Genomic DNA, 23,730 nt, shown 5'->3' with positions numbered 1-23,730 from the left:
ACTCGGATTCTGTATAGGTAGCAGGTTTCTTGTTGCCTTGCCTTGCGGGCGGTGGCTAATAGGCACCCGATGGCCGGATCATGGCCCGGAAAGTGCGCCACATGATCATCAAGTCCCCGGCGATGGACCAGTTCTCCACGTAGTAGAGATCGAGCCGGACAGCCTCATCCCATGGGAGGTCGGACCGTCCGTTGATTTGCCAGAGCCCGGTGATGCCGGGCTTGATCAGGAGCCGGCGATGGGTGTGTCGTTCATACCCATTCACTTCCCGCGCCAGCGGTGGCCGTGGGCCGACCAGGCTCATGTCGCCTGCAAGGACGTTCCAAAACTGCGGCAGTTCGTCCAAGGAGTACTTGCGCATCCACCGGCCACAGGTCGTGACGCGTGGGTCACCGCGGATTTTGAAAAGTACACCTGCTCCTTCGTCCTGGTTGTCCAGTTCCTCCAGGCGCGCTTCGGCGTCAACCACCATGGAACGGAATTTGAGCATCTGGAACGTGGTGCCTTGCTTTCCTATGCGTTGCTGGCGGAAGAGCACAGGACCGGGACTGTCTGCTTTGACGATCATGGCAAGGGCCAACAGGACCGGCGAGAGGACAACCAGTGCCAGGGAAGAAACGGCGATATCCATCAATCGCTTGAGGGTGTGCTTGCCTCCGGAGTAGTGCGGAATGTCCACGTGCATGAGTGGCAGGCCTTCCACGGGCCGCCAGTGGATCCGGGGGCCGGCCACATTGGTCAGCGTTGCGGCCAGGACGAGTTCGGCGGCGTCTTCTTCCAAGCGCCAGCCGAGTTCCTGGATGAATTGGTTTCCGCCGGGCAAGGGTCCGGCGACGATGACGGCATTCGCTCCGGTTTGGCGGACCGTGTGCGCTATCCCGTAGATGGATGACAGAACGGGGACACGGACCTGGTCTACGACCAGCACCGCCCCACGCCTGGCCCCCGGGAGGCATGCGCCGAGGATGTCGTAGGGGGCACCTGACTTCCGGTTGATCTGCTTGATCACGTACCGGACGTCCTGTGGTTCTCCCACCACGACGGCGCGGGTCAGGCAGCGCCCCCGTGATTTTTCGCGGGTCAGCCACTTACGGAAGCCCCATCTGCTGCCTGTCAGCGCCACGATGCCCAGTGGCAGGGAGACAAGAACGTAGGAGCTTACCGATTCAACACGGAAAACCACTGCGACGATTGCCAGGAAGCCGAACACCCTGAAGCTCGCTGAGAGCACGCGTTTGTATTCTTCCGGTCCAACTCCCAGTACTTTCGGATCCCTGGTCCGGTAGACCTCCAGGGCGGCGAGCCAGATGATGCCCAGGATCACCACCAGGGTCAGTTGGCGCGGGAACCCGGAAGTTCCGTCTGTGAAGGGCAGTCCCCCGGTATTGAGTGCATAGCCGGCTGAGACGGCGGCTGAGACCAGTATGGTGTCGGAGACTGTCAGGGAGGTGGTCAGGAAGCGCGTCCAGCCCAGCCGGTTCCGGTGCGGGGGCTTGACGCGTGAGTGGCGGTGGGTGACTGGCGGCACGAGGTCCAGGGTGACATCCGGCCTGGGCGCCGCCAGTCCCGCCTTTTCAGTCCGTTGTGCAGCAACGGACTTGTCAATCCAGGGAGACACCGGCGGATTGACGTGGGCAGTGACCGGGTCCACTGGGAAGGCTGGTCCCACGGCAGCACGGCCCGCACCCTTGGGTGCTGCCGCCTTGCCTAAACGTACGACTGGAACTTTCACCTTGTCAGCCTTCTTTGCAGACCGTCCATTGCCTACATATCAGTGAAGCTTTGGCCGCAAGGGGGCGCACCAGTAGTCGGTACTCAAGTTTGCGCAGTATTGCCCAAGGGTCCTACGTGCGAGTACCTAGCTGGCCGTCGGGGCACTACGTGTTTTGCTTGACCGCGAGGACAGGGAAAAGCCCGGAAATCCGCACCGTTTCACCAAGGCCGAACCCGCGAAAAGGGCACAAAAAACCGGCCGCCGTGTGGCGGCCGGTACAACGGAAAATCAGTCGTCTACGCTCTCGAGCGCCTCGTCTTCGTCGTCCTCTTCCTCATCTTCATCCTCATCCTCGAAAACCTGGAGGGGCGTGACCTCTGAAAATGACTCGTAGAGGGCGTCTTCGTAGACTTCGAAGGCGTCAGCAACGGCGAAGAAGGCGGCTTCGACGGTGGGGTCGCCCTCACCGCGTCGTGCCGATGCAGCGGCGAGATGTTCTTCCAAGGCGGCGGTAAATGATTGAAGCGCGACACGCGGATCGATGCTCATGACTTCACGTTAGCCGGAAAAAGACGAAAATGGAGAGGGATGAGAGAACAATTTCCAGGCAGCTCCGTGGAGCGCCAACGAGACTACGCACGTCAGTACGAATACCTCGTACTGACGGTGGGGCCTGATGATTCACTGCCCGACGCCCGGCGCCGGCTGGCCGAGCACTCAGAGTACGGCAAGTGGGAACTGGAGCGCAGCGTCCTCTATCTCGGTGGCGGACGACGATTCTGGCTGCGCCGCAAGGTCTACTCCGTGCAGCGCACCGTCTAGGTGCCCAAGCTCCTTCGACGCACGCAGTTCGTTCGACTAGCCCTCGAGTGGTCCCAGCCAGGCGCTGGCAACCGTGTTGTGGGCTGATTCGTCGTTGGATGGATGGAAGATTCCCGCCAGGACGTCCCTGTACAGCCGCTCCATCTCGGAGCCACGGAAGTAGCTTGATCCTCCGGTGACCCGGATGGCCAGGTCCACCACATGCCGGGCGTTTTCGGTGGCGCGGGACTTGATCCCCACAAGCTTGGGGAACCATTGGGCCCCGTGGTCCACCATGGTGTCGACGTCGCGGGCCACCGCTGAGATCTGAGGGTAGATCCCGTCCATCGCCAGAGCAGCGTCGGCCACTTTCCACCGGATGTCCGGGTCCTGCGCGTAACTGCGGCCACCGTATTTCGCCGACACGCGACGCTTCACATTCTCCACCGCAAGCGTGAACGCCCTCTCGGCAACGCCTGTATAGACGGCGGCAAGCAACGTCTCAAAGCACGCGAAGATGGCGAAGATCAGCAAGTCCTTGTTGGGACCCACAGGCAGTTTCCGGAAGATGCGTTCGGCCGGGATGACCGCTCCATGCAGCAGCGTCGTGTTCGAAGCACTGGCCCGCATGCCCAGGGTGTCCCAGTCGCTGAGGGTCTCATGCCCGGGTTCCTCACGGCGGAGGAAGCCGAACACCAATTCGCCCTCACCCTCCCTGGCTTCCGGGTCCTTGCCGAACGTCCCCAGCCGCGTCCAGCCACGCGAGAGGCTGGTGAAGATCTTCCGGCCGGTGAAGCGGTAACTGCCGTCAGCCAAAGGTTCGGCAACGGTGCCCGAATCAAACAGCATGGAATCATTGCCGGCCTCCGAAATACCGAAGGCGAAGATTTCGCCCTTCCCGGCTTCCTTGAGGACGAAGTCCAGGGAATCGTCACCCCTGGCCGCCATGACGCGCGCGACGCCGGTCCACACCAAGTGCATGTTCACCGCCAGGGCGGTGGCCGGGGCAGCCGTTGCGAGCCGCTGCTGCAGCGCAGCTACCGCTTCGAGACCAAGCCCCAAGCCGCCGTCGTGCTCCGGCACGAACAGCTTGAGGTAACCGGCGGCTGCCAGTTCTTCCAGGTCCTCATGGAAGAACTGGTTGTTGTGGTCGTACCCGGCAGCACGGCCCCGCAGTCTTTCCAGCAGGGCGTCGGGAAGGATTTCTTCGGGAGTCAAAGCAGGGCCTCCTTGTGGTGGGTGCCGTTTAGTAGTTGCTCAGCAGCGTATTCAGGACGCGGGCGCCGAACTGGAGTGACTCTGCGGGCACCCGCTCGTCAACACCATGGAACATTCCGGTGAAATCGAGCTCGTCCGGCAGCATCAGGGGCGCAAAGCCGTACCCGGTGATGCCGATCTTGCTCAGTGACTTGTTGTCCGTGCCGCCGGAGAGGGTGTAGGGCAGGACCTTGGCCCCAGGGTCCTCGGAGTGGAGGGCATCGATCATGGAATCGACAAGGTTGCCGGCAAAAGGCACTTCCAAGGAAACGTCCTTGTTGACGTAGCTGATGTCGATTCCGTCGCCGGCAAGTTGCTTGATGGTCTCGAACACCAGCTCCTGCTGCCCAGGCAGGGTACGGCAGTCGACGAAGGCCTCGGCGGACTCGGGAATGACGTTGTGCTTGTAGCCCGAACGCAGGAAGGTGGGGTTGGACGTATTCTGCAAGGTGGCACCCACGAAGCGTGAGACCGTGCCGAGCTCCTTGAGGAGGATGTCAGGGTTGTCAGCGTCGAACTCGACGCCGGTCAGTTCAGTCACGCCGTCCAGGAATTGCCGGGTGGTAGGGGTCAGCTCAACAGGCCATTTGTATTCGCCAATACGGGTAACCGCGGCTGCCAGCCTGGTCACAGCGTTGTCAGTGTTGATCTGGGAACCGTGTCCCGCCCTTCCGTGGGCCACCAGCCGCAACCAGGACAGGCCCTTCTCGGCAGTTTGGAGCAGGTAGGTCCGCTGCCCGCCGATGGTCGCGGAGAAACCACCCACTTCGGAGATGGCTTCCGTGGCCCCGTCGAACAGCTCACGGCGGTGCTCCACCGCGTACCTGGCACCGTAGGTGCCGCCGGCCTCTTCATCGGCGAAGAAAGCGAAAATGATATCCCGCTTTGGCTTGCGGCCGGTCCGGGCGAAGTCACGCATGACGGACAGGATCATCGCGTCCATGTCCTTCATGTCCACGGCTCCGCGGCCCCACACCAGCCCGTCCTTCAATTCGCCGCTGAAGGGATCCACGCTCCATTGGTCCTTCAGCGCGGGCACGACGTCCAGGTGTCCGTGCACAACCAACGCATCCGCACCGGGATCTTCGCCTGCCATGCGGGTTACGACGTTGGCGCGGCCAGGGGCCGATTCGAAAATTTCCGCTTCCAGGCCTACTTCAGTGATGAGTCCGGCCGTGTATTCGGCTGCTGCCCGCTCCCCGGGACCGGTGTCGTCGCCGTAGTTCGAGGAATCGATGCGGATGAGCTCCTGGCAGATCCTGACAACTTCGTCTTCAGGGCGGATGGCAGACATGGAAACTCTCCTTGCGTGGCTGGGCTGCAGGTTCCGGCGACGCGGACTGCTTCATCCGCAGCCCGTCCCGTGTACCTTTAGCCTACTCACCAGTTGCGCCCCGAGTCAGGAACTCCACGGCCCCAAGGGTGCCCGGGGCCTCACCCGTGCCTGGCGGCTCCTGCCGATTTTTCAGGCACCTGAAACCGTGTTAGAGTTTTTCTCGCTGCTTCGGAGGAATATGAAGCGCCGCAAGGTGCTTACTGCTCCTGCTGAACACCACCTGCGCGGGTGGCGGAATGGCAGACGCGCTAGCTTGAGGTGCTAGTCCTCGAAAGGGGGTGGGGGTTCAAGTCCCCCTCCGCGCACCACAATAACAAGGCCTGGAATCCACGGATTCCAGGCCTTGTTTGTTTCCATCACGAACTGCTGCGAGCCGTAGTCGAGGCCGCCTCTGAGACGTTGGTCACTATTGTTTCTTCATTTGTCGATCAGGTAAGCGGCGCCCACCGAAGGGGCCGCCGCTTACCGGACATGGTTCACGACAATGCTGAAACGGAGCCCAGGAAATGGCGCCTACCGCTGCGCGGATTCCAAGCTATGTACTCCGAGCGCTCCCACGCCCCCGACGCGGACTGGACTGTCGCAATATCCAAGGCCACCCGTGCAGGAAGGAAAACAGGAGCTTCGAACGTGACCTTCCAGGTAAAAGCCTCCGACTTGGCAGCTCCAACGTCTGCCAACGCCCGGGAGGCCAGATACATCCCATGGGCAATCGAGCCCCTCATGCCCAGTGCTTTCGCTGACAGGACGCTCAGGTGGATTGGATTGAAGTCACCCGACACCGCGGCATAGTTCCGCCCGATGTCCAGGCCAAGCTGCCAGAGGGCTGTGGGATCCGGAGGTGAAAAATCGGCTGGGGCGGAAGATCCATGTGCGGTTCCCGCCTTATCGATGCCGGGCAGGAAAACGCCTTTGGCGAGGTAGGTGGACACCCCGCGCCACAGCAGCGTCCCATTGGAATCGGAACGGACTTCAGCAACAACGTCCAGCTGGGTCCCTGCGCGATGCCCTGTCATGTTCTCCGCCCAGGACTTGATGTCCAGGGATTCGGTGAAGTGGATGGGCATGTGCTGCTCCACATGGTTCCTGAGGTGGATCATGCCAAGGAGCGGTAAAGGGAAATCGTCCCGGTTCATCACACTCATGGACACCGGGAACGCCAGTGCATGGACATAGCCGGCCGGGAGGGTGTCGCTGGCCGTCTCCCCCACCAAGTGCTGGTAGGCGGTCAGGTTTTCGACGTCGGCCCTGACGTCCCGGACCTCGTGGCTGACCGCCGGCAACCTGGTTCCGCCTGAATTTGCGCCCAGTACGCGCCGGCGGGCCGCCGTCGTCGCTGCGTTGACGTAAAGCCGGGACAGCGACGGAAGCTCCTCAAGAACCACCGCTTGCGGCGTGTTCATGCTCCCACCAACTGTTGCCCGCAGACCCGCAGCACTCCTCCGGAGATCCCGCCGGCGGCGTCGCTGGCGAGGAAGGCAATTGCTTCGGCTACGTCCTGTGGTTGGCCGCCTTGTTTAAGGGAGTTCAGCCGCCTTGCCGCTTCGCGGATGGCCAAAGGCATCTTGGCCGTCATCTCGGTTTCAATGAATCCAGGTGCGACGGCATTGATGGTGCCGCCGTATGGCTCCAGCAGGGCCGCCGTCGACCTGACCATGCCGATCACGCCACCTTTGGACGCCCCATAGTTGGTCTGGCCCCTGTTGCCGGCGATGCCGCTGGTGGAGGCCACTGAAACGATGCGCGGAGAGGTCCTGAAGTGCTCCGATGCCAGAAGGGCCTCATTGATCCTCAGTTGCGCCGCGATGTTGACCGCCATCACGGACTGCCACCGGCCCTCGTCCATGTTGGCCAGGAGCCTGTCGCGCGTGATTCCGGCGTTGTGCACCACGATGTCCAGCCGGCCGTAGCGTTCCACGGCGTGTTCTATGATCCGATGCCCTGCGTCGTCACGGCTGATGTCGAGCTGGAGCGCGGTGCCCATGACGTCATTGGCGACAGCGGCCAGATGGTCGCCGGCCGCCGGAATGTCCACCAGGACCACTTTCGCCCCATCGCGGTGCAGGGTGCGGGCAATGGCAGCACCGATGCCCCTGGCAGCTCCGGTAACAACTGCGACCTTGCCGGCCAACGGCTTGTCGGAGTCCGTAGGCAGCGCCCCCGACGTCGAGGAGACCGTCAGGAACTGTCCGTCAACGTACGCCGAGCGGCCCGACAGGAAGAAGCGCAGGGCACCGAGCGCAGACGGACTGGTTGTTGCCAGCTCGTCGTCGAGGAGTATTCCGTTGGCTGTCGCCCCGGCCCGCAGCTCCTTGGCCAGGGAGCGCAGGAGTCCGTCAATGCCTTGGCGGGCGGCCGCCGACGCCGGTGACGGTGCGGACTGGGGGCTCCGCGAAATCGTCACCACCCGGGCGTTGGGAGCGAGGTCCCGCAGGGAGGCGGCCGCCTTGAGGACAGGCTTGCCAAGGTCCTCCGGGTGCTGCACAGCATCCAGCACAAGGATGATGGCGCCCAGTTTTTCCTTGGGGAGCGCATTCCGGCGGACGTCCAGGCCCCAGCCGAGAAGGGTGGTGGCGATGTCGTCGCTTCCGGCGCTGTCACCGCTGACCAGTACGGGGCCGGTTATCAGCGGTGCTCCGGGTTGGTAGCGTCGAAGCTCCACCGGCTGTGGCAGTCCCAGTTTCCGGGCGACGTTCCTGCCCAGTCCGTGGCTGACGATCTGTGTGTACTTGTCTGTCATGGAGTTCCCCCTAGGCTGCTTCCAGAATCGCGACGACGCCCTGGCCGCCTGCGGCGCATACGGAGATCAGGCCGCGCGCAGGGCGCCCGTCCACGGATCCCTTTTCGTGCAGCATCTTTGCGAGGGAGGCGACGATCCGTCCGCCGGTAGCGGCAAAGGGATGCCCTGCGGCCAGGGATGAACCGTTGACGTTGAGCTTGGCCCGGTCGACCTTGCCGAGGGCGCCGTCAAGCCCAAGGCGCGTGCGGCCGAATTCCTCGTCCTCCCAGGCAGCCAGGGTGCTCAGGACGGTTCCGGCGAAGGCTTCATGGATTTCGAAGAAGTCAATGTCCTCGAACGTCAGGCCGTGGCGGGCCAGCAGGCGCGGGACGGCGAAGACCGGAGCCATCAGGAGCCCGTCCTTGCCATGGACGAAATCGACGGCGGCCGCCTCGCCGTCCAACACGGTGGCCAGTTTGGGCAGGCTGTGCTCATCGGCCCATTCTTCGGTGGCGAGCAGTACTGTTGATGCGCCATCAGTCAGCGGCGTGGAGTTGCCGGCGGTCATTGTTGCCTCGGACCCAAGGTTCTTGCCAAACACGGGTTTCAGCGTTGAGAGCTTCTCGAGCGTGGTGTCCGGGCGGAGGTTGGAGTCACGGCTGAGGCCCCGGTACGGGGTCAGGAGGTCATCGAAGAAGCCCCGTTCGTAGGCGGCTGCGAGGTTGCGGTGGCTGTTGAAGGCCAGCTCATCCTGTGCCTCGCGGCTGATGTTCCACTGGGCTGTGGTGAGGGCCTGGTGTTCTCCCATGGACAGGCCCGTGCGGGGCTCTCCGGTGTTGGGGGCATCGGGAGCCAGATCCTTGGGGCGGATGCGGCCTATGATCTTCAGCTTCTGAACCGGAGTCTTGGCGCGGTTAAGGTCCAGCAGGATCTCCCTGAGGCCTTCACTGACCGCGATGGGCGCATCGGACGCCGAGTCGACGCCACCGGCAATGCCGGACTCTATCTGGCCCAGCTTGATCTTGTTCGACAACCCCAGCACGGTCTCCAGGCCTGTTGCGCAGGCCTGCTGGAGGTCGTAGGCAGGGGTTTCCGGTGACAGGGCCGAGCCCAGCACGGCTTCGCGGGTGAGGTTGAAGTCCCGTGAATGCTTCAGCACCGCCCCGGCGGCTACCTCGCCGATGCGTTCGTCCTGCAGCCCGAACCGTGCGATCAGCCCCTCAAGTGCTGCTGTGAGCATGTCCTGGTTGGAGGACTTCACGTAGGCTCCGCCGGTGCGGGCGAACGGGATGCGGTTGCCGCCCACAATGAAGGCGCGGCGCGTTGCCGCGGGTGTCGTAGTGCGCTCGGGGTTCTCGCCCGGGGTCACGTCTGCTGCAGCCATGCTTGTCTCCTTCGATCAATGCCAGTTACTGATACCCAGCGTACCTGATACGCTGGGTATCGTGAACAGCCACCGTCAGGAAATCCCCACCGCCCCCGAGGTTCTCCCGGGAGAGGCTCCCTCCGCCGTAGACGGCAGGGCCGCGCGATGGCAATCCCACCGCGAGGAACGTCGTCGCGAACTCATCAAGGCAGCCCGCAGGGCCGTCCACCGGCTGGGAAGCGATGCCTCGATGGAGGACATCGCCGGCGCGGCGGGCACTTCCAAATCCGTGTTCTACCGCTATTTCGGTGACAAGGCCGGGCTGCAACAGGCCATGGGAGAAGTAGTCCTGGGCCAGATGCAGCGCCGGATGAAGGAAGCTGCGCAACTGGCCCAAACCCCCCGCGAGGGACTGTATGCGATGGTTTCGGCCTACTTGCAGATGGCTGAGTCCAGTCCCAACGTTTATGCCTTCATCACGCGCCTGTCTCCTGGCGAAGCTTCCGCGCAGGACGCGATTGCGGCTTCGGGAGCCCTGGGCAACTTCTTTGAGCAGATCACGGAGATGATCGCCACCCCCATGCGTGAGCACCTGGGTGAAGAAAAGGAATCGGTGATCGTCTACTGGCCCACTGCTGCCATCGGGCTGGTGCGAAACGCCGGAGAGATGTGGCTGGGGAGCCCCGCAGGCGCCGGCAAGCCCGACCAGGCGGCCATGGCCGGGCAGATTACCGACTGGCTTTGCCTCGGCATCGCACCGCAACTCAAGACCACCACCTGACACCAGCAAATGACTCATCAGTTATCGGAACCAAAGAAGGAAACAACATGACTGAAGTAGTGGACCGGGCCTCATCGGCCAACAAGCCGGCAAGCCGCGACGTTGCTGCCGCCGAACCCGTGGTCGATGTCGCGGCGCTCGGCGAGCAACTCCTGGGTAAATGGGCTCATATACGGCATCAGGCCCGTGAGGTGGCGGGCAACCCCGCTGTGCAAAAAATCGAGGGGCTGCACCATACGGAGCACCGCGCCCGCGTTTTCGAGCAATTGAAGTTCCTGGTGGACAACAATGCTGTCCACCGTGCCTTCCCCACGCGATTGGGTGGCTCGGACGACCACGGCGGCAACATCGCCGGCTTCGAGGAACTGGTCACCGCCGACCCCTCGCTGCAGATCAAGGCCGGTGTGCAGTGGGGCCTCTTCGGCTCTGCCGTCATGCACCTGGGCACGTCCGAGCACCACGACAAATGGCTTCCTGGCATCATGAGCCTGGACATTCCCGGCTGCTTTGCGATGACGGAGACCGGCCACGGCTCTGATGTTGCAAGCATCGCCACTACGGCCACCTACGACGACAGCACCCAGGAGTTCGTCATCAACACCCCCTTCCGTGCAGCATGGAAGGACTACATCGGCAACGCGGCCAATGACGGCCTGGCAGCCGTGGTGTTCGCCCAGCTGATCACCCGGAACGTCAACCACGGCGTCCACGCTTTCTATGTGGAACTCCGGGATCCCGCCACCAAGGAGTTCCTGCCGGGCATCGGCGGTGAGGATGACGGCATCAAGGGTGGACTGAACGGCATCGACAACGGACGCCTCCATTTCACCAACGTCCGGATCCCGCGCACCAACCTGCTAAACCGCTACGGCGATGTCGCAGTGGACGGCACGTACACCTCCACTATCGCCAGCCCCGGCCGTCGTTTCTTCACGATGCTGGGAACCCTGGTCCAGGGGCGTGTCTCCCTCGATGGTGCAGCCGTTGCCGCCAGCAAGGTAGCCCTCAAGACGGCCATCCAATACGCCACTGAGCGCCGGCAGTTCAATGCCTCCTCCCCCACGGATGAAGAAGTGCTGCTGGACTACCAGCGGCACCAGCGCCGGCTCTTCACGCGATTGGCCACCACCTACGCGGCAAGCTTTGCGCACGAGCAGTTGCTCCAGAAGTTCGACGACGTGTTCTCCGGCGCCCATGACACCGACGCCGACCGGCAGGACCTCGAGACGCTGGCAGCTGCACTCAAGCCGCTGAGCACCTGGCACGCACTGGACACACTGCAGGAATGCCGTGAAGCATGCGGCGGCGCGGGCTTCCTGATCGAGAACCGCTTTGCTTCCCTGCGTGCGGACCTCGACGTCTACGTGACGTTCGAAGGTGACAACACCGTCCTGCTCCAACTGGTCGCCAAGCGTCTCCTGGCCGATTACGCCAAGGAATTCCGCAGTGCCGACTTTGGCGTGCTGGCCCGCTACGTCGTGGACCAGGCCGCGGGTGTCGCCCTGCACCGGACAGGCCTGAGGCAGGTTGCCCAGTTCGTGGCCGACACCGGCTCGGTGCAAAAAGCCGCCCTGGCCTTGCGCGACGAAGAAGGCCAGCGCACACTGCTCGCGGACCGTGTCCAGTCCATGGTTGCCGAGGTCGGCGCGGCGTTGAAGGGAGCCAATAAGCTCCCCCAGCACCAGGCGGCGGCCCTCTTCAACCAGCACCAGGACGAACTGATCGAAGCAGCCCAGGCCCATGCCGAACTGCTCCAGTGGGAGGCCTTCACCGAGGCCCTGGCCCGGACGCCTGACGAGGGAACCAAGCGGGTGCTCACCTGGTTGCGCGATCTCTTCGGCCTGTCCCTCATTGAGAAGCACCTCTCCTGGTACCTCATGAACGGCCGGCTTTCCATGCAGCGCGGCAGGACCGTGGGTACCTACATCAACCGCCTCCTGGTGAAGATCCGTCCGCACGCGGTCGACCTCGTTGATGCGTTCGGCTACGGCCCCGAGCACCTCCGGGCCAGGATCGCCAGCGGCGCAGAAGCGGAACGCCAGGATGAGGCGCGCCGGCATTTCCGAGAAATGCGTGCCAGCGGCAGCGCTCCCTCGGACGAGAAGGCGCTGCTGGCATTGAAAGCGGCAAAATCCCGCCCGTCGAAGTGACGCACCTTCCGGCAAACAGCCTGGGAAGTTAAACCGCGACGGCGCCGTCCCCACCGAGGGGGCGGCGCCGTCGTGGTTTGGCGTGCTTTCGGGACGGACCCGGGAAGCCGGGCGTCAGCGCAGCACTGAGCGGTACACCTCGAGGGTTGTCTCCGTAATGGACTCCCAGGAGAAGTGGTCCTCGGCCCGCCGCCGTCCAGCGATACCCATCTCCCGGGCGCGCGCGGGATCCGACACCACCTGGTTGAGGGCGGCGGCGAAATCACTGACGAACTTCTCAGGGTCCAGCGGAGTGCCGGTGCCGTCGGTGACCTGCTCCAAGGGAACCAGCAGGCCGGTTTCACCGTGCTGGACCACTTCCGGAATGCCGCCGGTGGCGCTGGCCACGACGGCTGCGCCGCAAGCCATCGCTTCCAGGTTCACGATGCCCAGGGGTTCGTAGATGGAAGGGCAGGCAAAAGCCGTGGCATGGCTCAGGACCTGGATCAGCTCCCGGCGCGGGAGCATCCGTTCGATGAGAACCACACCCTGCCGCTTGGTCTGCAGCTCCTCGATGAGCCGTGCCGTTTCAGCGGCAAGCTCGGGAGTGTCCGCCGCGCCGAGGCACAGCACCAACTGGACATCGTCGGGGAGGCTCGACGCCGCGCGAAGCAGGTAAGGAACGCCCTTTTGGCGGGTGTTGCGGCCGACAAACACCACGCTGGGCTTGGCGGGATCAATGCCCAACGCGCGAATGGCATCATCTTCCTCGTCGCGCTCCCACAGGGAGACGTCAATGCCGTTGTGGACCACGCGCACCTTGTCGGGATCGACGTCGGGATAGCTGCGGAGGATGTCCTGGCGCATGCCATCGGAGACGGCAATGATGGCGGCGGCAGCTTCGTAGGCTGTCTTTTCGACCCATGATGACAAGGCATACCCGCCGCCGAGCTGCTCGGCTTTCCACGGGCGCAGCGGTTCCAGGCTGTGGGCGCTGAGTACATGGGGTATGCCATGCAGCAGCGATGCCAGGTGACCGGCCATGTTGGCGTACCAGGTGTGCGAGTGGACAAGGTCCGCTCCCGCAATGTCCGGAACGATCCTGAGATCAACGCCCAGGGTCTGGAGTGCAGCGTTGGCACCGCCGAGGTCTTCGGGAGTGGCGTAGGAGGCCACGGTTGCCCCGTGGTAGTCGGCATCACGGGGCGCGCCGAACGCCCTGACATGAAGGTCGACGTGCTTCGCCAGCACCCGGCTGAGCTCGGCAACGTGGACACCGGCACCGCCATAAATTTCCGGAGGGAATTCTTTAGTCACAATGTCTATTCGCACGCTAACCAACGTAGTCGTTCCGGCGTATGTGTTCTAGTGTGAAAGGGTCCGGAAAATCGGACTTTTGGGGGATACGAAGACGTACGGGGAGCTGTGACCATGGCGTTGAAGAAAGTTTTGGCAATCGTATTGGCAGGCGGCGAAGGCAACCGACTCATGCCGCTGACGGCGGATCGGGCCAAGCCGGCCGTTCCGTTTGCTGGCGGCTACAGGTTAATTGACTTTGCGCTGTCGAATCTCGTTAATTCGGGATATTTGAAAATCGTGGTATTGACTCAGTACAAATCACACAGTCTTGACCGGCACATCTCGGAAACGTGGCGCATGTCCACGCAGCTGGGCCGTTACGTGGCTTCAGTTCCGGCGCAGCAGCGCGTGGGCAAGAGCTGGTTCCTTGGCAGTGCCAATGCCATCTACCAATCGCTGAACCTCATCCATGATGACGCCCCGGACATCGTGGTAGTGGTCGGCGCGGACCACGTTTACCGGATGGACTTCTCCCAGATGGTGGAGCAGCACATCGCAAGCGGCGCGAAGGCCACGGTTGCGGCGGTACGCCAACCGCTCAACATGGCCAATCAGTTCGGTGTCATCGAAGTGGACCAGAACGACCCGCAGAAGATCGCCGCCTTCGTGGAGAAACCTGCCAGCACCCCCGGACTGGCAGCCGATCCCTCGCAGTTCCTGGCGTCCATGGGCAACTACGTCTTCAATGCCGATGCCCTGGTTGAGGCGCTGCATGTCGACGCTGAGCGGCTCGATACCAAACATGACATGGGTGGCGACATCATCCCCTACTTCGTCGATCAAGGCGAAGCGGGAGTTTACGACTTCACGCTCAACGACATTCCCGGTGCCACCGACCGTGACCGTACCTACTGGCGTGATGTCGGTACCATCGACTCGTTCTATGACGCGCACATGGACCTGATCTCCCCTGTTCCGGTGTTCAACCTTTACAACTCCGAGTGGCCGATCTACACCCGTCAGAGCATCTCTCCGCCGGCCAAGTTTGTCCGCGGCGGGAACAGCACGGTGGGAACGGCCCTGGACTCCATCGTGGCCAGCGGCGTCGTTATTTCCGGTGGCATCGTGGAAGGCTCCGTCCTGTCCAACGATGCCTACGTTGCGGCAGGCAGCCGTGTCCAGGACTCGGTGTTGATGGACAAGGTCTATGTCGGTGAAGGGGCTGTGATCAAGCGGGCCATCCTGGACAAGAACGTCAAGGTGCCCGCGGGTGCGGCAATCGGGCTTGACCCCGCCTTGGATAAAGCCCGCGGGTACAAGGTGACGGAGTCGGGCATCACCGTCCTCGCCAAGGGACAGCTGGTTCCGGAACCCGGTGAGGCGGAGCTCGCGTTGTCTGCCCAGTACCGCCGCGGGCTGCCTGAGGCCGTCAAGGCAGCCACTCACCACGACCCCGACATTCGCGACTCCGCAGAAAAGGTGGCCGCAGGGATCCAGTCCCGCGTGGCCGGGCCGGCATCGCAGGGTGCCGCGAACTAGGCTGCGCCCATCGCGCTGACCCGGACAGAACCCGAGGCAGGCCGGACACTCCCAAGGCTGTAAAATCAGGTCAATGAGCTCCACCGATCTGACGCCTGAAGAGATCCAGGCCTGCCTCAAGGTTCTGACCACGATCCACGTCTACGACGAGGAGCACCCGGACTACGTTGCTGTCCGGCGTGCCACCGGCAAGATGTTCAAAGCCGTCAAGCGCCATCGCCGCGTCACCAAACGCGATTCCATTGCCGAGGCCGACCGGGCAGTCATCGCTTTGACGGCAACAGCCGCCCCGGACCGGATCGACGACGAGACCCGGGGCAACAAGCTGGCCCCGTCCGCAACCGGCGAGATTGCCGGACACCTGATCCGCTCACGGCCCTGTTACATCTGCAAAAAGCACTACACCCAGGTGGATGCCTTCTACCACCAGCTGTGCCCTGAATGTGCAGCATTCAGCCACAGCAAGCGGGACGCCCGCACGGACCTCACGGGCCGCCGGGCCTTGCTAACAGGCGGCCGCGCGAAAATCGGCATGTACATTGCCCTGCGCCTTCTCCGGGATGGCGCCCACACCACCATCACCACGCGCTTCCCGAAGGACGCAGCGCGCCGGTTCGCAGCGATGGAGGATAGTGGCGAGTGGCTGCACCGTCTCAGGATTGTTGGCATCGACCTCCGCGATCCGGCACAGGTCATGGCGTTGACGGACTCCCTCAACGAAGCCGGTCCCCTGGACATCATCATCAATAACGCGGCCCAGACCGTGCGGCGGTCAGGAAATGCCTACAAGCCCCTGGTCGACGCCGAAGATGAGCCGCTGCCTGCCGAGCTTGACGCTGCCAATGGTGGCCCTGAGCTGGTGACGTTCGGACATGCCCACGACAAGCATCCATTGGCGCTGGCCAGCAGCGTCACCGAGCACCCGGTCCTGGCAGGCGACGCCATTACCTCGCTGGCGCTTTCCACTGGTTCGGCGTCGCTGGAACGGATTGAATCAGGGACGGCGATCGACGCCGGCGGCCTGGTCCCCGACCTCGCCTCCATCAACAGCTGGACCCAGGTTGTCGATGAAGTGGATCCCTTGGAGATGCTGGAAGTCCAGCTCTGCAATGTCACCGCGCCCTTCCTGCTGGTCAGCCGGTTGCGGGACGCGATGAAGCGCTCCACGGCCCACAGGAAGTACATCGTGAACGTATCGGCCATGGAAGGCCAGTTCTCCCGGGCCTACAAGGGACCGGGGCACCCCCACACCAACATGGCCAAGGCTGCCCTGAACATGATGACCCGCACCAGTGCCCAGGAAATGCTGGACACTGACGGCATCCTGATGACGGCTGTGGACACCGGATGGATCACTGACGAGCGTCCCCACTACACCAAGGTCCGGCTCATGGAAGAGGGGTTCCACGCTCCCTTGGACCTGGTGGACGGTGCGGCCCGCGTGTATGACCCTATCGTCATGGGTGAAAAGGGCGAGGACCAGTACGGCGTCTTCCTCAAGGATTACAAACCGTCTCCCTGGTAAAAATGTTTATAGACAAGCAAGGCCCTTAAGAATGCTTCTTAAGGGCCTTGCTTGTCTATGGATTCCTATGCGAGCCGGGTGATCTCCACGGACACGGAGAGCCCGGATCCGCCGCCGCCGGAGAGGATGCCCTTCAACGGTGGCACATCCCTGTAGTCGCGTCCCCTGGCAACAGTGACGTGGTAGTCGCCCGCGGGCTTGTGGTTGGTGGGGTCCCAGCTGCGCCATTCCCCGTCCCACCATTCCAGCCAGGCGTGGGACTGGCCGGCCACCGTCTCCCCGATGTCTGCCGAGGACCGGGGATGGATGTAGCCGGAGACGTAACGCGCCGGGATGCCACTGCAACGCAAGGCTCCGATGGCAAGGTGGGCCAGGTCCTGGCATACCCCCTGCCGTTGAGACCACGCCTGTTCTGCGTTTGTCGTCACCCCGGTGGTGCCCTTCATATAGGTCATCTCGCCGGCCATCCATGCGAAAACCGCCAGTGCGGCTTCGTGGGGATTCTTGCCGTCGACAATCCCGGGAACGATGCCGAGGACTTCCTCCCCCGGCCCGCTGAGCCGTGACTGCGGAAGCCAATCGCTGAATTCGTCCTGGATTTTTTCGGAAGCCATGACGTCCCATCCCACGATGTCGTCCTCCACGGCGACCCGCTCTGTGCGGTGCACTTCCACGGTGGCCGTGGCAAGGACCTCCAGGCTCTCGTGGGGCATCTGCATGTCGAAAGCTGTGACGCGGGTTCCCCAATAGTCGCGGTAGGTGCTGACCGAGGCCTGGTTGGGAGAGACCTTGAGTGAGGACTCCAGGACCACCTGCTGGCCGTCGGTCAGCGGTGTCATCCGGGCCTCGTTGTAGGACAACGTCACGCGGCGGTTGTACTTGTAAGCCGTCTTGTGGACGATGCTCAGCCGGGTCATGAAACTTCTCCCACCCAGGCGTGCTCATCAGCCTGATTGAAGTACTTACGGGAAATCGCGTCCGATGCCTGCGTCACGGCCTTCTGCACACGTTCCATGTGCTCAGGCAGTTCCGACATGAGGTCATCGGTGCGGTGGAACTCGAGGAAGGTACGTGCCTGTCCCACAATGCGGCGGGCATCGTTGATGAAGCCGACGCGCTGTGCCGAGGGGTCCAGTTTCGCGAGGCACTCATCGGCATCGCGCAATGCGTACACGATGGAGCGCGGGAACAGGCGGTCCAGGAGCAGGAATTCGGCCGCGTGCTGGTCGCCGAACGCCGCCCGCCTGGTGCGGATGAAGGATTCGTACGCGCCTGCGCAGCGCAGCATGTTCACCCATGACATACCAGCGGACTGGACATCGCGGGTGGACAGCATGCGGGCAGTCATGTCCGCACGTTCCAGGGAACGGCCCAGCACCATGAACAGCCAGCTTTCGTCGTGGCTGACCGTGGTGTCGGCAAGGCCGCGCACCATGGCCGTTCGTTCCAACACCCAGTTGCAGAAACGATACGTTCCCACCACGTCCTTGCGATGCTGGTTCAAGCCGTAATAGGTAGTGTTCAGGCTCTCCCAAAGGGATTGGGACACCGTTTCCCTGGCACGACGTGCGTTCTCACGGGCTGCCCCGAGGGACCCTGCAATGGACGAGGCACTCTGTTTGTCGTAGGCCAGGGCATGAAGCAGCTCAGGCAGGCCGAAATCGTCGCTCTGGGGCTTGGCGCCCATGACAGCGAGGAGTTCCCTGGCTACGCTGCGCTGCTCCTCAAGGGGCAGGTGGTTCAGGCGCTCCAGGTGCACATCCAGGATCCGGGCAGTACCGTCGGCCCGCTCTACGTAGCGGCCGATCCAAAAGAGTGACTCAGCAATACGGCTCAGCATGCGGCTGTGCCTCCTTCGCGTGGTGCATGTCGAAGTTCAAGTGGTGGTTGGAACGGGTTCACTGCTGCTGCTCCGTTTGGCGGTCGCGCCAGTTGCTTTCGACCGGCCATACGGAAACCTGTTCACGCAGGGTGACAGACTGCCGCGGGATCACCTCGGCCGGCATCTGGGGCGAGTTCGCCAGAACCCAGGTGTCTTTGGAACCACCGCCCTGGCTGGAATTGACGATCAGCGAGCCCTCCTTGAGGGCAACCCGGGTGAGGCCGCCGGGCAGAACCCAGACGTCGTCGCCGTCGTTCACTGCGAAAGGCCGCAAGTCGACGTGGCGGGGCCCGAACTTGTCTCCGGAGAGTGTCGGAACCGTGGAAAGCTGGAGCACTGGCTGGGCAATCCAGCCGCGGGGATCGGCGATGACGCGCTTGCGCAAGGCGTCCAGTTCTTCCTTGGAAGCGTCGGGACCGATGACCAGCCCCTTTCCACCCGAACCGTCGACGGGTTTGACCACCAGTTCCTCGAGGCGGTCCAGGACATGTTCCCTGGCTTCCTTTTCCTCAAGCCGGAAAGTGTCGACGTTGGCGATGATGGGTTCTTCGTGGAGGTAGTACCGGATCAGGTCAGGCACGTAGCTGTAGACGAGTTTGTCATCGGCCACCCCGTTGCCCACCGCGTTGGCGATGGTCACTCCCCCGGCACGGGCGGCGTTGACCAGGCCAGGGCAGCCGAGCATCGAATCCGAGCGGAACTGCAGGGGATCGAGGAAATCGTCATCGATGCGTTTGTAGATGACGTCCACACGCTGTTCGCCGGCCGTGGTCCGCATGTAGACGCGGTTGCCGCGGCAAATGAGGTCCCGGCCTTCCACCAGCTCCACGCCCATCAGCCCGGCCAGGAGTGTGTGTTCGAAATATGCGCTGTTGAAGACACCCGGGGTCAGGACAACCACTGTCGGATCATCGACGCCGGCGGGTGCGGTCTTGCGCAGCGCCGACAGTAGCCGCCGCGGATACTCTTCAACCGGCCTGATGTGCTGCTGCCCGAAGGCTTCGGGCAAGCCTTTCGCCATGGCCCTGCGGTTTTCCAGCACGTAGCTGACGCCGGACGGGACACGAACATTGTCCTCGAGTACCCGGAACGTGCCGGCAGCGTCACGGACGACGTCGATGCCCGAAACATGGACGCGGACGCCGCCGGAGGGTTCAAAACCGTGGACCGCCCGGTGGAAATGGGCGCTGGTGGTGACGAGCTGGCGTGGAATCACGCCATCGGCCACTACGGCCATCCGCCCGTAAACGTCGTTGAGGAATGCTTCAAGTGCTTTGACCCGCTGGGCAACTCCGCGTTCGAGCACATCCCACTCGTCAGCCGGGATGACACGCGGGACGATGTCCAGGGGGAAGGGACGCTCCTCCCCCGCGTAGTCGAAAGTGACGCCACGGTCCAGGAAGGTCCGTGCCATGGAGTCGGCACGGGCGGTGACATCTGCGAGGGAAAGCTCGCGGAGCGCACCGGAGACCTGACCGTAGGATTTTCTGGCAACGTGGCCGGGGGCAAACATCTCGTCGTAGGCTCCACTGCGTGCAGCGGCCTCGGAGTAATCCTGGAATAGGTCAGACATGGGATTCAGACAATCACCTTTTTGAGTCGAGCGCATTACGCACTGATTGTGTCGCGGTTTCCGGGTGCTCCCGGTTTCGCCTTCCGTGCCCCCATCCGGCAGGGTTGAGGCATGCCCTTCAACAGACTCGCGTCCCAGCTGTCACGGCTGGGGCCAGGGTTGGTCCTGAGCGTTGCCGCGACCGGCCTTGCCTTCGCCATGCACGCATTGCTGCCTGCGGTTTCAGTCATACCAGTCATGACGCTTGCTGTTGCTTTGGGTTTGCTCTCAGCAAATATACCGGGCACGGCGGTGGTCGTTGCGGGGCGCGCCCGGCCCGGCCTGGACTTCGCCGGAAAGCACCTGATGCGTGCGGGCATTGTGTTGCTCGGCCTCAAAGTCAGTGTGGGTGACGTGTTGGGACTCGGCTGGTTGTCCCTGCTCCTGATAGCCGGGGTGGTCCTGGCCAGTTTCGCCGGAACCTACGGCCTAGCGAGATTGCTGCGCCTGCCCGGTGAGGCTTCCTTGCTGATTGCTACGGGCTTCTCCATTTGCGGGGCCTCCGCCATCGGCGCCATGGCCGCAGTGCGGCGCATCAAACACCAGGACACGGTGCTGCCCGTCGCACTGGTCACCCTTTGCGGGACCTTGGCCATTGGCGTCCTGCCCCTGCTGATGCATCCGTTGATGCTGAGTCCGGAGCAGTTCGGGGCATGGACGGGCGCTTCCGTGCACGATGTCGGCCAGGTGGTGGCCACAGCGCAAACGGCAGGAACAGCGGCCCTGGCGATCGCCGTCGTCGTTAAGCTGACGCGGGTGATCCTCCTGGCCCCCATTGTGGCTGCGGCAGGCTTGCATCAGCGGGTCCAGCATGTCCGTCAACGCGCCAACGGTTCAGCGGATGCGGACAATGCGGACGGCCGTTTCCCGCCCATCGTGCCTCTTTTCGTGGTCGGCTTCATCGCCATGGTCGCGGTCCGCTCGCTCGGATGGACGCCTCCGGAACTCCTGGAAGCGGCGGCGGTGGCACAGGACATTTTGCTGGCGTCGGCGCTTTTCGGTTTGGGCTCTGCCGTGCGTGTCAGGACGCTGATCCATACCGGGGGACGTGCTGCCGTGGTGGCACTGGGGTCCTGGCTGATCATCGCTTCACTGGGCCTGGGGGCTGCCTGGATCATGATTAGATAGCTGTGTGTCGAATCACAATCTGTCGCGCGATGAAGCCGCTACCCGTTCAGCCCTGATTACCACCCACAGTTACGACGTCACCCTTGATGTCCGGGATGCGGCGGATCCCGCAGTCATCGGATATCCAAGCTCCAGCACCATCACTTTTTCGGCCCGGGCCGGCTCCGACACCTTCCTTGATTTCATCAGTGGGGGCGTGCAGTCCGTGGTGTTGAACGGACGCGCCTTGGATGTAGGAACAGTGGTGGACCAGGACAGAATCATCCTGGAGGGCCTCGCAACGGAGAACACCGTGACGGTTACAGGGACAGCCCTTTACAGCCGTTCCGGTGAGGGAATGCACCGTTTCGTGGACCCTGCCGACGGGCAGTGCTACCTCTACACCCAGTACGAACCGGCGGACTGCCGGCGTGTTTTCGCCAACTTCGAACAGCCCGACCTCAAAGCGGAATTCACGTTCCACGTCATTGCGCCGTCGGGCTGGGAAGTCGCGTCCAACGGCTCGGAGGCCGCCCGGTTCCCGGTGCCGGGCTCTGAGGACGTTTCCCAGTGGGACTTTGCCACCACTGAACGGATGTCCACCTACATCACCACTGTGCTGGCGGGCCCCTACTTCAAAGCCACCGACCACTGGAATGCAACGCTCGACGACGGCACCCGCCTGGATGTTCCGCTGGCACTTTACTGCCGCGCATCCTTGGCGCCGTCCTTCGATGCCGAGGAACTGTTCCGGCTCACCAAGAGCGGCCTGGCCTTCTTCAACAAGCTTTTCGACTATCCGTACCCTTGGGGCAAATATGATCAAGCCTTCGTGCCCGAGTACAACCTGGGCGCCATGGAAAACCCCGGGTTGGTGACCTTCACCGAAAAGTACGTCTATGCCTCACGTGCCACCGATGCCCAGTACCAGGCCAGGGCAAACACCCTCATGCACGAGATGGCGCACATGTGGTTCGGCGATCTCGTGACCATGACCTGGTGGGACGATCTGTGGCTGAAGGAATCGTTCGCCGATTTCATGGGAACCCTGGGTGTGGACCGGGCCAGCGACTGGGACACAGCCTGGATAAACTTCGCCAGCAAACGCAAAGCGTGGGCCTACGTCCAGGACCAACTGCCCACGACGCACCCGATTGTGGCGGATATTCCGGATCTTGAGGCCGCAAAACAGAACTTTGACGGAATCACCTATGCCAAGGGTGCCTCAGTGCTGAAGCAACTGGTGGCTTACGTGGGCTTCGATGCCTTCATTGCCGGATCCCGGCAGTACTTCCGGGAGCATGCCTTCGGTAATACGTCCCTGCAGGATCTGCTGAAGGCCCTCAGCGAAGCCTCGGGACGGGACCTTGGCAATTGGGCCAGGCAGTGGCTGCAGACCTCCGGTATCTCGACCATCACGGCCGACATCGTGGATGACGATGGTGTGATGGGCGCGGTGATGCTGGAGCAGGAAGCCATCGATCCGTTGACCGGCCACCAGGAACTCCGGCCCCACCGTATGCGCCTTGGACTGTACGACGCCGACCAGACCGGCGCTTTGCTCAGGCTGGAAAGCCTGGAAGTGGATGTCGCAGGTCCCAGCACCCTCGTCTCCGGGCTTGCAGGCAAGAAGCGTCCGGCTTTGTTGCTGGTCAATGATGACGACCTGAGCTACGCCAAGGTACGGCTTGATCCTGTCTCCGAGCGCACGGTGCGTACCTCGCTGGATAAAATCCAGGACCCCATGGCCCGGGCGTTGTGCTGGACGGCACTGTGGGATTCTGCCCGGGACGGCGTGAGGCCTGCTGCACGGTACGTGAGCGCGGTGGAGCAGTTCGCTCCGGCAGAATCCGGCATCGGAGTCCTCCAAAATGTGCTCGGAAACGCCTCCGGCGCCATTGAACGCTTCGTACCCCCACGGTCCAGGGACAGCGTTCGCACCGATTTCCTGGCTGTCGCGGCTCATCAACTGCGGGCTTCGGCTCCCGGCTCCGACGCGCAGCTGGCGTGGGCCAGAACGTTGGCAGAGGTCTCACGCCACGGTGACAGCCAGCTCCCCTTGCTGCGCAGCATCCTTGACGGCACCACCGTAGTGGAGGACTTGACTGTCGACGCAGAGCTGCGATGGAGCTTCTGGCAGGCCCTGGCCGCGCACGGCGAGGCATCCCAGGCCGAGCTGGACAGGCAACTCGAAGCGGATAAGACAGCGTCAGGCAAGGAAGGGCACGCGTTGGCGTCCGCTGCCCGCCCGGATGCTGCCGTGAAGGCGGCAGCCTGGGACCTGGCCGTCAACACCACGGGCCTCTCCAACGAGATCCTCAGCGCCACAATTGCCGGCTTCGCCACTGCGCCCAGTGACATGCTGGCGTCCTATGTCGAGCCCTATTTCGAATGCCTTGAGCGTGTATGGGCCGAGCGGAGCATTGAAATTGCCGGCAGGATCGTCAGGGGCCTCTTCCCGGCGGCCCAGGACCTCGCGGAGGGAATGGAGCCCTCCGGCCATCCGGTCGTGCTCAGGACGGATGAATGGCTCCACCACCACTCTGATGCCCCGCGCGCGTTACGGCGCATCATCATTGAGCAGCGGAGCCACCTCCTGCGGTCCCTCACAGCGCAGTCGGCAAACACAGCACAGTCGGCACAGGTTTAGCTGTCATTCAGGA

General features: G+C 63.1%; 18 protein-coding genes and 1 tRNA gene. 8 read left to right on the top strand and 11 right to left on the bottom strand.

What is annotated here, in order from left to right:
• Positions 1-55: 55 nt before the first annotated feature.
• Positions 56-1,732 (bottom strand): sugar transferase, encoded by a 1,677-nt coding sequence (locus ACNAOU_RS11110; protein WP_422756934.1) that lies wholly within the window; start codon positions 1,730-1,732, stop codon positions 56-58.
• A 270-nt stretch (positions 1,733-2,002) separates the two neighbouring features.
• Entirely contained in the window at positions 2,003-2,263 is a 261-nt protein-coding gene (locus ACNAOU_RS11105) for a hypothetical protein (protein ID WP_018777618.1), read from the bottom strand.
• Between the two features lie 39 nt (positions 2,264-2,302).
• Between ACNAOU_RS11105 and ACNAOU_RS11100 the strand changes: the two genes are divergently transcribed.
• Positions 2,303-2,536, top strand: coding sequence for a DUF5703 family protein (locus tag ACNAOU_RS11100; protein ID WP_011774832.1), 234 nt, complete (start codon positions 2,303-2,305; stop codon positions 2,534-2,536).
• A gap of 36 nt (positions 2,537-2,572) precedes the next feature.
• Here the strand turns inward: ACNAOU_RS11100 and ACNAOU_RS11095 are convergent, their stop codons facing one another.
• Both ACNAOU_RS11095 and ACNAOU_RS11090 read right to left on the bottom strand, forming a co-directional pair.
• On the bottom strand, positions 2,573-3,733 hold the full coding sequence (locus tag ACNAOU_RS11095) for an acyl-CoA dehydrogenase family protein (protein WP_422756933.1): 1,161 nt from the start codon (positions 3,731-3,733) through the stop codon (positions 2,573-2,575).
• A 28-nt stretch (positions 3,734-3,761) separates the two neighbouring features.
• Positions 3,762-5,066 carry a M20/M25/M40 family metallo-hydrolase gene (locus ACNAOU_RS11090; protein ID WP_039241278.1) on the bottom strand — a complete coding sequence of 435 codons (1,305 nt, stop codon included), beginning with the start codon at positions 5,064-5,066 and terminating at the stop codon, positions 3,762-3,764.
• Positions 5,067-5,330: 264 nt separating this feature from the next.
• Here ACNAOU_RS11090 and ACNAOU_RS11085 point away from each other — a divergent pair.
• Positions 5,331-5,416 (top strand) — tRNA-Leu (locus ACNAOU_RS11085).
• Between the two features lie 168 nt (positions 5,417-5,584).
• On the opposite strand, the gene ACNAOU_RS11080 is transcribed toward ACNAOU_RS11085, so the two are convergent.
• From ACNAOU_RS11080 to ACNAOU_RS11070, 3 genes are read right to left on the bottom strand one after another with little or no spacing between them, the layout of a single operon-like run.
• Positions 5,585-6,511 (bottom strand): MaoC/PaaZ C-terminal domain-containing protein, encoded by a 927-nt coding sequence (locus ACNAOU_RS11080; protein WP_039241276.1) that lies wholly within the window; start codon positions 6,509-6,511, stop codon positions 5,585-5,587.
• Positions 6,508-7,848 (bottom strand): 3-oxoacyl-ACP reductase, encoded by a 1,341-nt coding sequence (locus tag ACNAOU_RS11075; RefSeq protein ID WP_189075570.1) that lies wholly within the window; start codon positions 7,846-7,848, stop codon positions 6,508-6,510. The genes ACNAOU_RS11080 and ACNAOU_RS11075 overlap by 4 nt, the downstream gene beginning before the upstream one ends.
• Before the next feature lie 10 nt (positions 7,849-7,858).
• Positions 7,859-9,211: an acetyl-CoA C-acetyltransferase gene (locus ACNAOU_RS11070; protein ID WP_018777613.1), complete on the bottom strand. Its 1,353-nt coding sequence runs from the start codon at positions 9,209-9,211 to the stop codon at positions 7,859-7,861.
• Between ACNAOU_RS11070 and ACNAOU_RS11065 the strand changes: the two genes are divergently transcribed.
• Both ACNAOU_RS11065 and ACNAOU_RS11060 read left to right on the top strand, forming a co-directional pair.
• Positions 9,210-9,974, top strand: coding sequence for a TetR/AcrR family transcriptional regulator (locus ACNAOU_RS11065; RefSeq protein WP_055975771.1), 765 nt, complete (start codon positions 9,210-9,212; stop codon positions 9,972-9,974). The two genes, ACNAOU_RS11070 and ACNAOU_RS11065, sit on opposite strands and share 2 nt — an antisense overlap.
• 47 nt (positions 9,975-10,021) lie before the next feature.
• Positions 10,022-12,124, top strand: a complete 2,103-nt coding sequence (locus ACNAOU_RS11060) for an acyl-CoA dehydrogenase (RefSeq protein WP_018777611.1) — start codon at positions 10,022-10,024, stop codon at positions 12,122-12,124.
• Between the two features lie 114 nt (positions 12,125-12,238).
• On the opposite strand, the gene glgA is transcribed toward ACNAOU_RS11060, so the two are convergent.
• Entirely contained in the window at positions 12,239-13,435 is a 1,197-nt protein-coding gene (glgA, locus tag ACNAOU_RS11055) for a glycogen synthase (RefSeq protein WP_035733564.1), read from the bottom strand.
• A 93-nt stretch (positions 13,436-13,528) separates the two neighbouring features.
• Here glgA and glgC point away from each other — a divergent pair, with 93 nt between their 5' ends.
• Positions 13,529-14,941, top strand: coding sequence for a glucose-1-phosphate adenylyltransferase (gene glgC, locus ACNAOU_RS11050; RefSeq protein WP_422756932.1), 1,413 nt, complete (start codon positions 13,529-13,531; stop codon positions 14,939-14,941).
• A 73-nt stretch (positions 14,942-15,014) separates the two neighbouring features.
• On the top strand, positions 15,015-16,466 hold the full coding sequence (locus tag ACNAOU_RS11045) for an SDR family NAD(P)-dependent oxidoreductase (protein WP_018777608.1): 1,452 nt from the start codon (positions 15,015-15,017) through the stop codon (positions 16,464-16,466).
• Between the two features lie 65 nt (positions 16,467-16,531).
• Here ACNAOU_RS11045 and ACNAOU_RS11040 read toward each other — a convergent pair whose 3' ends face one another.
• Genes ACNAOU_RS11040 through ACNAOU_RS11030 form a run of 3 tightly spaced genes read right to left on the bottom strand, consistent with a single transcriptional unit; the run spans position 16,532 to position 19,921 of the window.
• On the bottom strand, positions 16,532-17,383 hold the full coding sequence (locus ACNAOU_RS11040; protein WP_018777607.1) for a transglutaminase family protein: 852 nt from the start codon (positions 17,381-17,383) through the stop codon (positions 16,532-16,534).
• Positions 17,380-18,306 (bottom strand): alpha-E domain-containing protein, encoded by a 927-nt coding sequence (locus ACNAOU_RS11035; RefSeq protein WP_018777606.1) that lies wholly within the window; start codon positions 18,304-18,306, stop codon positions 17,380-17,382. The genes ACNAOU_RS11040 and ACNAOU_RS11035 overlap by 4 nt, the downstream gene beginning before the upstream one ends.
• Positions 18,307-18,364: 58 nt before the next feature.
• Positions 18,365-19,921 (bottom strand): circularly permuted type 2 ATP-grasp protein, encoded by a 1,557-nt coding sequence (locus ACNAOU_RS11030; RefSeq protein WP_039241274.1) that lies wholly within the window; start codon positions 19,919-19,921, stop codon positions 18,365-18,367.
• 111 nt (positions 19,922-20,032) lie between these two features.
• On the opposite strand from ACNAOU_RS11030, the gene ACNAOU_RS11025 reads away from it, so the two are divergent.
• Both ACNAOU_RS11025 and pepN read left to right on the top strand, forming a co-directional pair.
• The gene (locus tag ACNAOU_RS11025; protein WP_018777604.1) at positions 20,033-21,088 is read left to right on the top strand and encodes a YeiH family protein; all 1,056 of its coding nucleotides are present in this window, start codon (positions 20,033-20,035) and stop codon (positions 21,086-21,088) included.
• Positions 21,089-21,092: 4 nt separating this feature from the next.
• Positions 21,093-23,717 (top strand): aminopeptidase N, encoded by a 2,625-nt coding sequence (pepN, locus tag ACNAOU_RS11020; protein ID WP_422756931.1) that lies wholly within the window; start codon positions 21,093-21,095, stop codon positions 23,715-23,717.
• Positions 23,718-23,730: the final 13 nt, after the last annotated feature.

The sequence above is a fragment of the Paenarthrobacter sp. C1 genome (assembly GCF_049315185.1).
GTDB classification, from domain to species: domain Bacteria; phylum Actinomycetota; class Actinomycetes; order Actinomycetales; family Micrococcaceae; genus Arthrobacter; species Arthrobacter nicotinovorans.
The sequence above is the reverse complement of the archived record's forward strand: the minus strand, read 5'-3'. Positions and strand labels throughout refer to the sequence as shown.